The organism is Micromonospora sp. CA-240977 (assembly GCF_050942285.1).
In the GTDB taxonomy this organism is placed as follows: domain Bacteria; phylum Actinomycetota; class Actinomycetes; order Mycobacteriales; family Micromonosporaceae; genus Micromonospora.
Map to the genome: position 1 here is coordinate 1,415,086 of NZ_CP192055.1, position 13,586 is coordinate 1,428,671.

Consider the following 13,586-nt stretch of genomic DNA (forward strand, 5'->3'; position numbering starts at 1 on the left):
CCGCCAGGCTGCTGCGGTGACCGCCTCAGACGCGGCATGATGGCCCTCACATTAGGAGGAAGGCGTCGGATGACTTCGATTGCAGGCGAGTTCGAGGTGGCCACCGTCATGGCCGAGCTGATCAGGAGACGGGCGGTCTTCCATTCGGAGGCCGACTTCCAGCACGCGTTCGCCTCAACCTTGCACAGCATGCAGCCCTCGATTGAGGTTCGGCTGGAGGCCAGACGTGGCGGAGGTGAACACCTCGACCTGTTATGCGGCGGACCGCATGGGCGGACAGCCGTCGAGTTCAAGTACTTCACCGCCCGGTGGGACGGTACAGATCCGGCCACCGGCGAGCAGTTCAAGCTGAGAGAGCACGGGGCCGACGATGTGGCCCGACGCAACTTCATCCGCGATGTTGTGCGGCTGGAAGGATTTTGCGCTGCCGATCCCACCCTGACCAACGGGCTCGCGATCATGTTGACCAACCACCAGGGGCTCTGGACCCCGCCAAGCCGATCCCCGCGAGTCACGCGCGACCAGCACTTCCGAATCCACGACGGCCGGATCCTGACGGGCACGCTGCGTTGGGGCACGGACGGCAGCTACTACACCAAAAACGAGCGGCATCTCAACGGCACTTATCCGCTCGCCTGGGTCGACAGCGCGGAGCTAGACGGCCGCAACGGGCAGTTCCGCTGGCTCGCTATCGACATCCGCGCGCCACACTAGCTCTAGATAGGGGGCCGCAATGGCGCAGTGGACCACACTGAGCGAAGTCTTCGGACGGGGCGAGCCGTCCGTTCGACTGACATGGCCAGAACTGGACCGCATGGTCGACGGCCTGCCGCCCTCTGCGGCACGGCATCGCGCCTGGTGGTCCGGCGACCGCCCGCACGTCCGGATCTGGCGCTCGGCTGGCTACACCGTGGAACAACTGGTCCTGGGAGAAGAGGTCACGTTCCTTCGGACGGCACAGTACAAGGAAGCAGCCAAACAACCCCCTGTCTCCGTGGCCCACTCAGACCATGCCGTTAAGACCGCGCTCTTCCTTCTTGCCTGCGCGCAAACCAAGCTCGACGTGCCAGCGCCCGCACACCGGCTCTACACCTCGACCCTGTTCCGGAAGGGATGCGCCTACGCCGAGCGGTTGAATGTGCCTTGGTTCATCCTGTCGGCCGAACACGGGCTCGTTGCGCCAGACCAACTTCTGGCACCCTATGAGCGGTACCTCCCCAGCGCCTCGGAAAGCTACCGGGCTGCGTGGGGCCTCTGGGTGGTGGAGCGCCTCGACCTCCTCGCCGGCCCACTGAGCGGGCGCGCTGTCGAAGTCCACGCGGGAGCGGCATACGTCGATGCCATCGCCTCGCACCTGACGGCCAAGGACGCCCGTGTCGTTGACCCGCTGCGCGGCATGGCCATTGGAGCGCGACTGCACTGGTATGGCGCACAACCGACGGCCGACACCGTCAGGCCCACCGCCGAAGGGCCGGGCATCACCGTCGACGACGTCGTCGAACGCCTCAGCGCCGACGAGGCTGCGATAACGCCGAAGGAGTTCCTCGCCACGCACGGCGCCTTCCTGAAGGTGCCGGGTCTCTACAGCTGGTGGGTTGACGAAGCCGGCACCGCCGATCTGGCTCGCGGACTCCAAATTCCGATCGCGCATGGACTGATCTACGCAGGCCTCGCCGGCGCTACTCGCTGGCCCAGCGGCAAGCGGTCAACGAACACACTCTGGTCCCGCATCGCTGGGATGCACCTCGGCGGAAACCACGGGTTCTCCACCTTCCGCCGCACGCTCGGCTCAATTCTGGCGAACGCCGCAGGCTTCGACCGCATCGACGAAAACCACCTCACCACCTGGATGTACGGCCACCTGAGAGTCGTCACCGTGCCCTGCGACGATGCAGACACCCTCGGGAGACTCGAGGAAGCCGTGCTGGGAGAAATGGACCCACCCCTCAACCTCAAGGGCATGGCTCGGACGGCTATTCGGGCTCGCATCACGGAACTCCGGCGCAGGTTCGCCTAAACCGCCGTCTTCACAGCCTCGCGGCACGGCGAAGTGTCGGGCTGACGTTGCTCAGCCGGTTGGATCAGCGATGAGGTCATCGCAGCGTGCGCTCCGGCGGCTTCCTCGACGAGCGCCCCACCAAGGATTAATCCGAATTCCGGATCGATGATCAGCTTGACGTCTGGAAGACGCGGCTCACCTAGATAACTTCTCGCGGTCAGGCGGCCGGCCGTCGGTGTGGCCGGTCCCTTATGAGGGTGGCCAGGTGGGCCCCGGTTGCGGTGAGGTCGACGGGTGTCCCAGCGAGCTGGTTGGCCAGCTCATCAATGCGGTATCGCAACAGCCGCTGGTATCGGGCGGCGTAGACGGCGATATGGGTGACGTAGTGGCCGTCGTGATGGGCGAGCAGCGCGTACGTCGTGATCTGACGGATCAGGTCGTCAAGGTATCGATCTTCGTCGAGTCGACCGCTTTTCACTTCTAGCACGGTGGTACCGAGAAGGAAGTCGGCGTGACGGTGTCCATCGAGCAGGGACAGCTGTGCGGTCGCAGGCCCGTAAGCCCGGAGAGCGCTATGGAAGCCACTGGAGTAGCTGGACCAGACGGTACGGAACGCCCGCCTTGTGTGGTACGTCTCGTCTGGACGGCTGTTGAGGAGGTTTGGGTATCGCCGTAGGAGACGACCGGCGAGATCCCCGGCCTCGGAACGGCGAGCGTCGAGGTCGTTGAGCAGGCTATGGACGTGGGCCAGCCGGCTGGCGGCGGTGAAAATGTGCGCAGGGTGCAGCGCTGAGTCGGTACGGAGCCAGGCGTCGTAGGCCGTGGCGGCGTCAGTCGTGGGCCGGTAGCCCGCCATGCTGAGCAGCCGGGTCGCGGTGTCGTGGTCGAGGCAATGGAGAAGGCCAAGATACGGGCTCTGATCACACAAGGTCAGGCCGATGGCAAGTTCCACGACGTGGCCGAAGAATGACTTGTTCGGCGGGTCAATCAGCAGGAATGGACCGCAGCGAAGATCCGCCGCAATTTCGGCGCGCAGGACATGCTGGTGTGGGAATGCCTTGGTCAGCCACGCTCCGACGGGGTCTGGCGGTGCGCCATGGGATCCGGCGTTCATGGTGGTACTCCTCTCGCGGTGGGGGCGCGACGCCGACCTCGGGTGCGGCAGCGTTGGGCCCGGCAGACTTGGGAACGCGCGAGACAAGAGGGGTCCGCCAGTTAGACAAAACGACTTCAGCAATCAGATGGGTAGTGCCGCAGGCGGGGTCTTCAGCCCTAGGCGTTTACGCCGCAATGTGGGCTCCGCGAGAGGAAGCGGCAGCAAGGGGAGACGGACGGACCGACGTCCCGACTCCTGCACCGTACGACGGACGCGAACAAGGCACAAGCACCTCTTCGCCGACCGCTTTGACTAGCCCGGCCGGCCGAGGAGTAGTCGTGCTCTACCGGTGTTCGATCGTTCACGACATGAGATTTGGGTGCTCGCCGGGCGCTCGCACGCCGTGGATAGACGGGCATCCGGTGGCACGTGCGGCCCTTCAGCTGCGGACTGCCAGGGAAATCTTGGACTGCCAGCGCCGTACAGGAGCGATGAGTACGCCATCGGCGGGACTCTTAATCCGCGGGTTCGGGGTTCGAGTCCCTGGCGGCGCACCAACGATGAAGGTCCTGACCTGGCAGATCTCTGCCGGTCAGGACCTTTTTCGCGTACGCGGGCGCGGCGAGGTGCGATGCCGGCGGCTAGCGCCGGAGTGCGACCCGTACAAGATCAGCGACGGCTCGGGAACGGCTGTGCGGGGGCCAGGCGATGACAGTGGTGACGTCTGGCGCGTCCACGATCGGCACGGCGACGAGATCCTCGTTCAGCTGGGAGCGGGCCGAGTCGGGCACCACCAGCAAGGTCCGGCCAAGGGCGGCCAGCTGGAAGAGTTGTGAGTGGCTCTGTGCCTCCGGGCCCGGGCCGTCGGGATAGCTGCCGTCAACCCCGGGCCAGCGCGGCAGCGGCAGGTCGGGCAGTTCGGTCACCTCACTCAGCTGCAAACTCGTGCGAGTGGTGAGGGGATGGCCGGCCGGGAGGACGGCGATCTGACCCTCGGTGAGCAGTTCCTCGGTGTCGAAACCGGTCAGGTCGTCGAACGGGTGGTGCAGGATTGCGACATCGGCACGACCGGTCCGCAACAGTTGTTCTTGTTCGCCGGGGCCGCACAGCACCACGTCGACGTCGACCGATCCAGGTTCGGCGGCGTAGGCGTGCAGCAGCTTCGCGAGCAACTCGCTTGACGCTCCAGCTTTGGTCGCCAGGACGACGCTGGCGTGACCAGTGACGGCGAGAGCTGCGCGGCGGGTGCGCTGCTCGGCAGCTTCCACCGCGTCCAGCGCTGCTCGTCCCTCGTGCAGCAGGACCGCACCGGCTTCGGTCAGGGTCACCGCGCGGCTGTCACGCTTCAGCAGGGCGGCACCCAGGCGGCGTTCGAGCTGACTGATCGCCCGCGACAATGGCGGCTGGGCTATGCCCAGGCGTTGCGCCGCTCGGCCGAAGTGCAGCTCCTCGGCCACGGCGACGAAGTACCGCAGCTCCCGTGTCTCCACAGATAAAGCCTAGCCGGGAAGGAGGTGCGGCGATACCTTCAGGGTATCGTCCCTGACCCAGGTGGTCTTGGACGGCTTGCGGGCCGTGACGCAGAGTCGAAGACATGAGTGGAACGAAGATCGCCCTGGTCACCGGGGCCAACAAGGGCATTGGGTACGAGATTGCGGCAGGCCTGGGTGCGCTGGGCTGGAGTGTGGGTGTCGGGGCGCGCGAGCAGACCCGGCGGGACGCGGCGGTGGCACGGCTGCGCGAATCGGGCGTCGACGCCTTCGGGGTCCCGTTGGATGTCACCGACGACCGCAGTGTCGCCGCCGCCGCCGATCTGATCGCCGAACGTGCCGGACGCCTCGATGCCCTGGTCAACAACGCCGGAATCACCGGCGGACGGCCGCAGCAGCCGAGCAACGTCGATCCGGCCGTCATCCGCACGGTGGTGGAGACCAACGTCATCGGCGTCATCCAGGTGACGAACGCCATGCTGCCGTTGCTCAAGCGGTCGGCCTCGCCGCGCATCGTGAACATGTCCAGCAGCGTCGGTTCTCTGGCCCGACAGTCCGGCCCCGGTGGTGAGACCACCACCGGCCCGGTCGCGGTGGCCTACGCGCCCTCCAAGTCGTTCCTGAACGCGGTGACCTTGCAGTACGCCCGGGAACTGGCAGACACGAACATCCTCATCAACTGCGCCTGCCCGGGCTTCGTCGCGACCGACCTCAACGGCTTCCGCGGCGTGCGTACTCCCCAGCAGGGCGCAGCGACCGCCATCCGCCTGGCCACCCTGCCCGACGGCGGGCCCACCGGCGGATTCTTCGAGGACGCCGGGGTGGTGCCCTGGTGACGGCTCGCCGCCAAGTCGATGTTCCTCATTCGGTGAAGTGACCGGAGCGCCGGGCGGCCTGAGTGGACACTGCCGCTGCGCTAAGGCTCGTGTGGGGCGTGCTACCGCCTCGTCCCGTGGCCAGCGAGCGCCGCTAGCTCAACTGGGAGAGCAGCGGACTCTTATTCCGCGGGTTCGGGGTTCGAGTCCCTGGCGGCGCAGCAACGATCAAGGCCCCGACCTGGCAGATCTCTGCCGGTCAGGGCCTTTCGTGTGCGTGGGCGGTGGGTGATCGCCCCGTTTGCCGAGCGGGAGGAAGACTGTGGGCCGACGCGCCTGATGGCGTGCCCGCTCCGCGCCCCCTGAGGTTGAGGACACATGCGTACCACCGCGATCGGCGACGTGAAGGTCCTGCTGCCGGACCTCCAACCGGACGACCTCGACACCACGACGGACCTGGACGGCGGCCTCACCGAGGCACACGTCGAGGGCACCGCGTGGCACGGCTCGCACCTTGAGGGCGCCCGCATCCGCAGCAGCCTGATCACCGGCGTGGACCTGAGCGAGAGCACCTGGGAAGCCGGCAGCCTCTACGGCTGCGAGATCACCCGCACCGACTTCTCCGGCGCAACCCTGACCGGCATCACCATCGAACGCTGCGCCATCACCGGCTCCCGGTTCACCGGCACCAGACTCACCGACGTACGCCTGAAGGACGTCCTCTTCGACAGCTGCCGCTTCGACTACGCCACCTTTGATCGCGTCACCGCCGCCGGCTCTGTCGCGTTCACCGACTGCACTTTCACCAACGGCGCGTGGTCCTCCTGCCGACTACCGCGCATCGCACTGCGGTCGTGTGACCTTGCCGGCCTGGAATTGGACTCCTGCCACCTCGACGGCGCGGACCTGCGGGGCAGCCGCCTCCACGGCCTCAAGACGGTGCTGAACAACCTGCGCGGCGTCACCCTCGGCGAGGACCAACTTCCTGACCTCACCCAGCTGGCCGTCGTCGCCCTCGACCTCACCGTCCGCAACAACTGAAACGAGGAGGCATCGTGCTCGCTGAGCCCACTGGCAGCCCGGACACGATCCTCGTCTGCGTCCGGGGTAACTCCGGCTCGGGCAAGAGCAGCATTGCCCGCGAGCTACGACGCCGGCACGGCCGGGGCTGTGCGCTGGTCGAGCAGGACTACCTGCGTCGCATCGTGCTACGTGAGCGGGACAGACCCGGCGGTGCGGCACCGGCGTTGATCGGGCAGACCGTCCGGTTCGCGCTCGACCACGGATACCACGTGGTCCTGGAGGGGATCATGCACGCCGACCGGTACCGGAGCATGTTGACGGGTCTGCGGGACGGTCATCGGGGGCGATCGCTGTTCTGCTACCTCGACGTCTCCCTGCCCGAGACGCTGCGGCGGCACCTCACGCGCCCGCAGGTCAGCGAGTTCAGCGCCGAGCAGATGAGTGGGTGGTACGCGGCGCACGACGTCCTCGGCTGGCCCGACGAACTGGTTCTCTCGGAGACCACCGGGCTGGAGGAGGCCGTGGAGGCTATCGCCGCAGCCGCGGGACTACCGCAGACCGAACGTCACGACGACGTGTTCCCGATCGTTCCGTAGGCCGTGCAACGGGTCCTCGGCTAGCGCGGTGGTGAGACGTACAGCCCGGTGTTGCATCCCGTTTCGCCCGGCTCCAGCCATTCCCTGTCGTACCCCGGTTGTGTGATGGCTCCGTCGGGGGTGCGGACCAGCAGGAGGCACTGCCGCTCGGCGGGCACGGCCAGGACCGCGACGAGGGCGTTCTGGTGGGTGGTCGTGTCGACTGTGACGTGCTTCTCGGGGAAGGCGGCCCGCACCGTGGCCGCGAGGGTGTCGGGCGTGGCGGTGCGCAGTGCCTTGGTGAGCCGGTCAATGGCGTCGTCGGGCATTGCCGGGTACGGCTTGGCCGTGGGCACCGGAGGGGTCGCCACGGACGGGCAGTCGATCTCCTCGGATGAGGTGGGGCGGTAGAGCTGAAGCCGGTAGCGATAGCACCGGGTGGCCTGGCCGGCGGAGTTGCCAGGGTTGCCGTAGTTCCCGTACTTCTCCGCCACCGCCACTGTGAACCGGACGTCGATGGTGGCCTGCTCGTCGGCGAAGATGCGGCCTGACCAGGCCAGCGGCTCACGTCGGCCGCTCGACGTGCCGACGGTGGTCGGTTCGAGGATCTCGGTCGCGGCGATGTACTCGGCGTCCCGCACCCGATCCCGAGCACCGAGCTTCTCGGTGAGGCGCTTCGCCTCGGTCGCGGCCTGATCCCGTGCCATCGCGTCGCCGTCCTGGTACTCCGCGCACCCGGCCGACAGCAGGCAGAGCGCCAGCACCACACAGGCCAGCGCCGTGGAGCGGGAGTGACGACGGGTGCCGGCAGGCCGCGGACGCGCCGATCGCGGCCACCCGCCCGACCGCTGCGGGGAAGCCCCGGACCCTCGATCGACGTGGTCCGTCATCCGGTGGGGATCAGCCATGACGTCGAGCATGCCGGCCGACGGTAGCGGCGGTGATGAGTGCTCGTACTCATCCCCCCGGGCGGGCGGCCCGGCCTCGGCGCGGATTCATCGGACGATGCCGGTAGGGCGTGGGGTGGGGGTCGGGTGATCTGCCCGCTTCGATCACCTTTGCGCATTGACCACTCTTAATTGGCTGTTGCATTCGTCACACGTTCGACATACAGTCCGGGGGGAGAGCTTCGTAGCGATTGGAAAAAGAGTGCGGCCGGGCGACAGCAGCCCTCCGCCAGTCCTTAGTGGCGTCGCTGTTCCGTGCTCGTCGCTCGATACCCACATTCGGCATCCCGTCGACGGCAAGTGAAAGGAACAGTACGTGAAATCAGCCATATCCACCGCTCGAACGTCATTGTTGGCGCTCGCGGTCCTCGTCTCCGCCGCAGTGCCGGCCGTGCTGACGAATCAGCTGCCGGCCTCGGCCGCGGTCCAGGCGACCTACTATGTCGCCCCGAATGGCGACGACACCAACGCGGGGACTGTCGAATCCCCATTCAAGACTCTGCAACGCGCCCGGGACGTCGTTCGTACGGTGAATACGAATATGACCGGCGACATCAACGTGCTGTTGCGTGGTGGGAGTTATCCCATCACCAGCACCGTCGAATTCGGCGCGAGTGACTCGGGCACCAACGGATTCCGGATCAGCTACGGCGCCTACCCCGGTGAGAAGCCCGTCCTCGACGGTGGTGTCCAGGTGACCGGGTGGACCCAGCACAGCGGCAACATCTGGAAGGCGCCGCTGGACCGCGCAAACAAACTGCGGGCGCTGTACGTCAATGACAAGCGGGCCGTCATGGCGACGAAGACGATCGGCTCCGGGGGCTGTTACGGGACGTACAACATCACGGCCAACCAGGCCGCGTGGGCCTGGGAGTCGGGGTCGCAGTGCGATGGCGCCAAATACAGCCTGAATGACTTCCCGGCCGTTCCCCGCAACCAGGACGACATCGAGATCGAGACGGGGACGACCTGGACCACGGCCATCGTGGGGGTCCGCCAGGTGACAACGAGTTCCGACGGCGCGAGCCGGGTCGCCCTGTTCCAGCAGCCGGGTGCGGCGATCGCCCAGGGCGCGTTCAACGGCAACGCCCAGGTCGGCGGCACCCACAAGCTGATGAACGCCTACGAGTTCCTGGACGCTCCCGGGGAGTTCTACTTCGACAAGGGCACCAAGACGGTCTACTACTACAAGGCCAGCGCCGAGAACATGTCGACAGCGGCGGTCTACGCGCCGAACAACGTCACCACAGTGCTGCGGGTCGCGGGCGCCTCGACGAGCAGCCACGCGCGCAACATCACGTTCTCCGGCCTGACGGTGCAGCACTCCGACTGGAACCTGTTCAACGTCGCCGGCTCGTCCTTCAAGCAGGCGCAGCAGGGCAACCTCGGCGCCCAGGTGTACGCGAAGGGCAACTTCCACGTCTACTACTACCGCAACGTCGATGTGACGCCCGGCATGGTCCAGGTGCAGAACGCCGACGGGATCCTTCTTCAGCGCAACCGGTTCCAACACACCGGTGCTGACGGGATCAGCATGGTCAACGACGTGCAGGGTTCACAGTTGATCGGCAACCACACGAACGACATCGCCGGGTCGGCCATCAACGTCGGCCATCCCCAGCACGTCTACATCGGAGACGGCACGTCGACCAACCGGGAGAAGTACTCCGCGCAGGTCGAGGGGCTGCCGAAGAACATCGACATCAAGAACAACTACCTCTACGACAGTGCCGTCCTGTTCAACGGGCACAGCCCCATCTCGGCGTACTTCGTCGACACCCTCACTATCCAGCGCAACCGGATCGAGAAGGCCCCGTGGTCCGGCGTCACCCTCGGCTGGGGCTGGTGGAACTTCGACGGGTCATCGGGCTCGATCGTGCCCAACCGGCCCACCACGACGGCCCGGAACAACACCATCAGCTACAACCACATAATCGACACGGTGCAGCGCCTCAGTGACACGGCCCCCATCTACACGCTGGGCAGTCAGCCGGGGACGACGATCACGAACAATTATCTCCAGGGTGTGCCCTCGGGTCACAAGTACGGACTGCACCCGGATGAGGGATCGGCGTTCATCACCTTCCGGGACAACGTTCTGAGCATCGACAAGAACGTCACCTGGATGATTAACTCCGACGACTTCGGGCGGAAGCACGATCTGAGCATCACGCAGATCTACGGCCCGATCAACAAGGTCTCGAACAAGAACCTGCCGAACAGTACGGTCGCCGACATCCTCGTCTCCTCCGACTATGTCTGGCCGGCGGCGGCGTACGGCATCGCGGCGAACTCCGGCCTTGAGGACGCGTACCGGGACATCATTCCGGCGAGCAACTTCTCCGCGCCGAACTATGTGCTGCCGGCCAGCACATTCGTCGCCAGCGCCACGGCGTCGATCCCGATCCGGAGCATCGGCGACGCCACCAAGTCGGTCTGGCTGGCTCCGTACGGGACGACCACCTTCACCGCCGGGGCGACGATGACCAGGGCGGCCGGCAACGCCACGTCCATCGCCGTGCCGACGACCCAGGGCGAGTACCGGCTCTACGTCGTCGACGCCCAGGGCAACCGCTCGGCGGAGTCGACCTCGATCGTCCGGCAGCAGCAGGGTGGTGGCAGCGGCACGGGCAGCGGTCAGCTCGTGGGTGGCCAGTCCGGCCGCTGTGTCGAGGTGCCCAACTCCTCGACCACCAACGGCACCCAGGCGCAACTCTGGGACTGCTCCAGCGGCACCAACCAGCGGTGGACCCAGACCTCCAGCAAGCAGTTGACCGTGTACGGCAACAAGTGCCTGGACGCGTCCGGGAACGGCACCGCCAACGGCACCGCGGTCATCATCTGGGACTGCCACGGCGGCACGAACCAGCAGTGGAACGTCAACTCCAACGGCACAATCACGAACGCCCAGTCCGGGCTCTGCCTCGACGCCAACGGCGCCGCCACCGCCAACGGGACCAAGATCATCCTTTGGTCCTGCAACGGTGGCCCGAACCAGCAGTGGACGCTGCGTAGCTGACCACCCAGTCCCCGGGGCCAGGCCGACACGGGCCTGGCCCCGGCTGCGTGTGGTCCCGGTCTGCCGAACGCGACCCCGTGCCTCGACGGGGCGCTCTTGCGCCCAAAGTGCGCGGTGCTGGTGTCCACACAGGTCGGTGTGTCACTCCTGGCCGCGGACTTGGAGCACCCGAATGTTACGGATTGTCGTTCTTCTCAGGTGATATCTATCGCGCTGACGTCCCATCGCAGGCGGCGGGCCCGCGGGACTAGCGTGACCTCGGTTTGAAGATCATCGTGGGCGGCCGGCATCCCGGCCGAACCGCGAGAACCGGGTAACCACCCGAAGGAGGTTCCATGGCACGCACCCGCATGGTTGGGGCGCTCGCCGCTGTCCTCGTCCTACCGGCTCTCACCGTCGTGGCCGCGACGTCACCGGCGTCGGCGGAAGCCGTCGCGCCGAAGGTCGCGCCGCCCAGTGACATGCGTGAGCTGACCCGGAAGGACTTCACGCTGGACGGTCGGCCGATCGAGACGCCCTCGCGGTACCAGCCGCGCACGGGCGCGCGGCGGCAGGCGCAGTCGGTCGAGACGCCGGCGGTCGGCACGGTCCGTCAGTGGCTCGGTCTCGACGACGTCCAGGGCTCGGTCTACCGCAAGGACTACACCCTGCGGGCGGTCGGTGAGCACATCGAGGTCTGGGTCGCCAACGACCTGGCGTTCCCGGCCGGTGACTGCCGGGCGCAGGTGCCGTCCTCGACGCAGATCACCGACGCGCAGGTGGAGCACCTGGTCGACGAGTTCGACACGAACATGTACCCGAAGGAGACCGCCGCCTTCAGCACCCCGCCCGACCGGGACGGCACCAACGCCCAGATCGGGCCGGACGCCAACGGCAATGGCGGGGTCTACACCGGCGCCGGCAACAAGACCGTCACGCTCGTGGACAACGTTCGGGACGACAACTACTACACGTTCCCGGCCGCCCCGACGTACATCGCCGGGTTCTTCTCCGCACAGTTCAACGAGCTGCTCGACCGCAACGTGATGACCGTCGACGCGTTCGACTGGCTGCACCGGATGACGGCGAACCCGCCGGACGAGCCGACGAACGACCTGTGCACCAGCCGGGGCGCCCGACCGAACAGCTACGAGGGCACGTTCGCGCACGAGTGGCAGCACCTCGCGCACTACTACGCGGACCCGTTCGAGGGTAACTGGATCAACGAGGGTCTCTCCGACTTCGCCATGTCGCTGACCGGGTACAGCGACTCGAAGGCCACCGTCTTCGACCGGGGCGCCGACAGTCACCTCTACTGCTTCCAGGGGTTCGGCTCGGTCCAGACGCCGTACAACACCAACCCGCGTGACTGCGGCGGACCGGAGAACTCCCTCACCCTGTGGGACGAGAGCCCCAACCCGAACGCGGTCCTCGCCGACTACGGCAGCGCGTACTCCCTGATGCTGTTCCTGTACGACCGCTACGGTGCCGCCTTCATGTCCCGGCTGCACCGCGACGGTGCCCGGCAGGGCCTCGCGAGCCTGGACGCCGAGCTGGAGACGGTCGGGGTCCACGACGTGTACCAGGTCATCCACGACTTCCAGTCGATGACGCTGCTCGACAAGCTCGTCGGCGAGTCGAAGTACGGCGTCACCCTCGGCGTCGCCAAGAGCCGGGTCACCACGCCGAGCCTGCGCTCCACCGTCAACCTGGCCAGCACGGCGGCCAACGGCACGCCCGGGGCCGCCCCGAACGGGGCCGACTACGTGCAGCTGGGCGCGGCCAAGGGCAAGGTGCTCAGCGGTCGCGACCTGCGGTCGGTGAAGTTCCAGGGCGCGAAGACCCTGCCCGCGCTCCCGCTGTCGTGGACGACCACCACCCAGGACCCGGACCGGCCGGGCAACGCGGTGCTCTTCTCCGGCAACGCCAACAGCCTCGACTCGACGGCGGTCACCTCCGTCGCCGTGCCGACCGCCGACCCGACGCTGCGGTTCCAGGCCAAGTACGGCGCGGAGTTCGGCTACGACTACGGCTACGTCACAGTGTCGACGGACGGCGGCGCCACGTACACCGCGATCCCCGGTGACAAGACCGTCGACGGGCCGCGCGGTCCGGCGCTCAACGGCACGACGAGCGGCTTCGAGGCGCACTCGTACGACCTGTCGGCGTACGCCGGGAAGACCGTGCTGCTCGGCTTCCAGTACGTCAGCGATGGCGGTACCAACGAGGGCGGCCTGCTGCTCGACGACATCACCGTCGGCGGGAAGCTGCTCAGCGACGGCGCCAGCCTGGCCCCGTTCGACTCGCCGACGGAGATCCGGCCGACCCAGATCAGCAACTGGAACCTGCGGCTCGTCGGCATCGACGAGAAGCACTCGATCGCCTGGCAGTTCGAGTCCAACGGCCGATCCGAGGTCACGATCGGCAAGCTTGAGCTGGCCGTGCTGGACGCCTTCCCGAAGGTCGTCGCCGTGGTGGCGTACGACGAGCCGACCGAGCAGGTGCGGCAGTACGCGCCGTACCAGCTCACCGTGAACGGTGTGGTGCAGCCCGGGGGCAGCAGCTCGCTGAGCTGATCCCCGCCCAGGTCGCGGGGCGCCCGCCGTCGGGTTCGACGGTGGGCGCCCCGCACGCTGTGCCGAG

The 13,586-nt window shown here is 67.1% G+C and carries 10 protein-coding genes and 2 tRNA genes; 9 read left to right on the forward strand and 3 right to left on the reverse strand.

Annotated features, from left to right (window positions below; genetic code table 11):
- Positions 1 to 69 precede the first annotated feature (69 nt).
- The gene (locus ACQPWW_RS06650; RefSeq protein WP_433130171.1) at positions 70 to 714 is read left to right on the forward strand and encodes a hypothetical protein; all 645 of its coding nucleotides are present in this window, start codon (positions 70 to 72) and stop codon (positions 712 to 714) included.
- Between the two features lie 19 nt (positions 715 to 733).
- Positions 734 to 2,017, forward strand: a complete 1,284-nt coding sequence (locus ACQPWW_RS06655) for a DUF6884 domain-containing protein (RefSeq protein WP_433130173.1) — start codon at positions 734 to 736, stop codon at positions 2,015 to 2,017.
- A gap of 199 nt (positions 2,018 to 2,216) precedes the next feature.
- On the opposite strand, the gene ACQPWW_RS06660 is transcribed toward ACQPWW_RS06655, so the two are convergent.
- Positions 2,217 to 3,113 carry a hypothetical protein gene (locus tag ACQPWW_RS06660; protein WP_433130175.1) on the reverse strand — a complete coding sequence of 299 codons (897 nt, stop codon included), beginning with the start codon at positions 3,111 to 3,113 and terminating at the stop codon, positions 2,217 to 2,219.
- A 457-nt stretch (positions 3,114 to 3,570) separates the two neighbouring features.
- Here ACQPWW_RS06660 and ACQPWW_RS06665 point away from each other — a divergent pair.
- Positions 3,571 to 3,652: transfer RNA gene (locus ACQPWW_RS06665), tRNA-Lys, on the forward strand.
- Positions 3,653 to 3,736: 84 nt separating this feature from the next.
- Here the strand turns inward: ACQPWW_RS06665 and ACQPWW_RS06670 are convergent.
- Entirely contained in the window at positions 3,737 to 4,585 is an 849-nt protein-coding gene (locus tag ACQPWW_RS06670; RefSeq protein ID WP_433130177.1) for a LysR family transcriptional regulator, read from the reverse strand.
- 104 nt (positions 4,586 to 4,689) lie between these two features.
- Here ACQPWW_RS06670 and ACQPWW_RS06675 point away from each other — a divergent pair, with 104 nt between their 5' ends.
- The 4 genes from ACQPWW_RS06675 to ACQPWW_RS06690 all read left to right on the forward strand — a co-directional run bounded on the left by ACQPWW_RS06675 (position 4,690) and on the right by ACQPWW_RS06690 (position 7,019).
- Positions 4,690 to 5,421 carry an SDR family oxidoreductase gene (locus ACQPWW_RS06675; RefSeq protein WP_433130179.1) on the forward strand — a complete coding sequence of 244 codons (732 nt, stop codon included), beginning with the start codon at positions 4,690 to 4,692 and terminating at the stop codon, positions 5,419 to 5,421.
- A gap of 127 nt (positions 5,422 to 5,548) precedes the next feature.
- Positions 5,549 to 5,621: transfer RNA gene (locus ACQPWW_RS06680), tRNA-Lys, on the forward strand.
- 157 nt (positions 5,622 to 5,778) lie between these two features.
- Positions 5,779 to 6,441 carry a pentapeptide repeat-containing protein gene (locus ACQPWW_RS06685; protein WP_433130181.1) on the forward strand — a complete coding sequence of 221 codons (663 nt, stop codon included), beginning with the start codon at positions 5,779 to 5,781 and terminating at the stop codon, positions 6,439 to 6,441.
- A 14-nt stretch (positions 6,442 to 6,455) separates the two neighbouring features.
- The gene (locus ACQPWW_RS06690) at positions 6,456 to 7,019 is read left to right on the forward strand and encodes a kinase (RefSeq protein WP_433130183.1); all 564 of its coding nucleotides are present in this window, start codon (positions 6,456 to 6,458) and stop codon (positions 7,017 to 7,019) included.
- A gap of 20 nt (positions 7,020 to 7,039) precedes the next feature.
- On the opposite strand, the gene ACQPWW_RS06695 is transcribed toward ACQPWW_RS06690, so the two are convergent.
- Positions 7,040 to 7,765: a hypothetical protein gene (locus ACQPWW_RS06695; protein ID WP_433130186.1), complete on the reverse strand. Its 726-nt coding sequence runs from the start codon at positions 7,763 to 7,765 to the stop codon at positions 7,040 to 7,042.
- A 496-nt stretch (positions 7,766 to 8,261) separates the two neighbouring features.
- Here ACQPWW_RS06695 and ACQPWW_RS06700 point away from each other — a divergent pair, with 496 nt between their 5' ends.
- Together ACQPWW_RS06700 and ACQPWW_RS06705 are read left to right on the forward strand one after the other, a co-directional pair.
- Positions 8,262 to 10,964: an RICIN domain-containing protein gene (locus ACQPWW_RS06700; RefSeq protein WP_433130188.1), complete on the forward strand. Its 2,703-nt coding sequence runs from the start codon at positions 8,262 to 8,264 to the stop codon at positions 10,962 to 10,964.
- A gap of 335 nt (positions 10,965 to 11,299) precedes the next feature.
- Positions 11,300 to 13,519 (forward strand): choice-of-anchor J domain-containing protein, encoded by a 2,220-nt coding sequence (locus ACQPWW_RS06705; protein WP_433130190.1) that lies wholly within the window; start codon positions 11,300 to 11,302, stop codon positions 13,517 to 13,519.
- Positions 13,520 to 13,586 lie beyond the last annotated feature (67 nt).

Coding starts and splice junctions, on each gene's coding strand:
- ACQPWW_RS06650 (WP_433130171.1), top strand. CDS start 70: ATGACTTCGATTGCAGGCGAGTTCGAGGTGGCCACCGTCATGGCCGAG.
- ACQPWW_RS06655 (WP_433130173.1), top strand. CDS start 734: ATGGCGCAGTGGACCACACTGAGCGAAGTCTTCGGACGGGGCGAGCCG.
- ACQPWW_RS06660 (WP_433130175.1), bottom strand. CDS start 3,113: ATGAACGCCGGATCCCATGGCGCACCGCCAGACCCCGTCGGAGCGTGG.
- ACQPWW_RS06675 (WP_433130179.1), top strand. CDS start 4,690: ATGAGTGGAACGAAGATCGCCCTGGTCACCGGGGCCAACAAGGGCATT.
- ACQPWW_RS06685 (WP_433130181.1), top strand. CDS start 5,779: ATGCGTACCACCGCGATCGGCGACGTGAAGGTCCTGCTGCCGGACCTC.
- ACQPWW_RS06705 (WP_433130190.1), top strand. CDS start 11,300: ATGGCACGCACCCGCATGGTTGGGGCGCTCGCCGCTGTCCTCGTCCTA.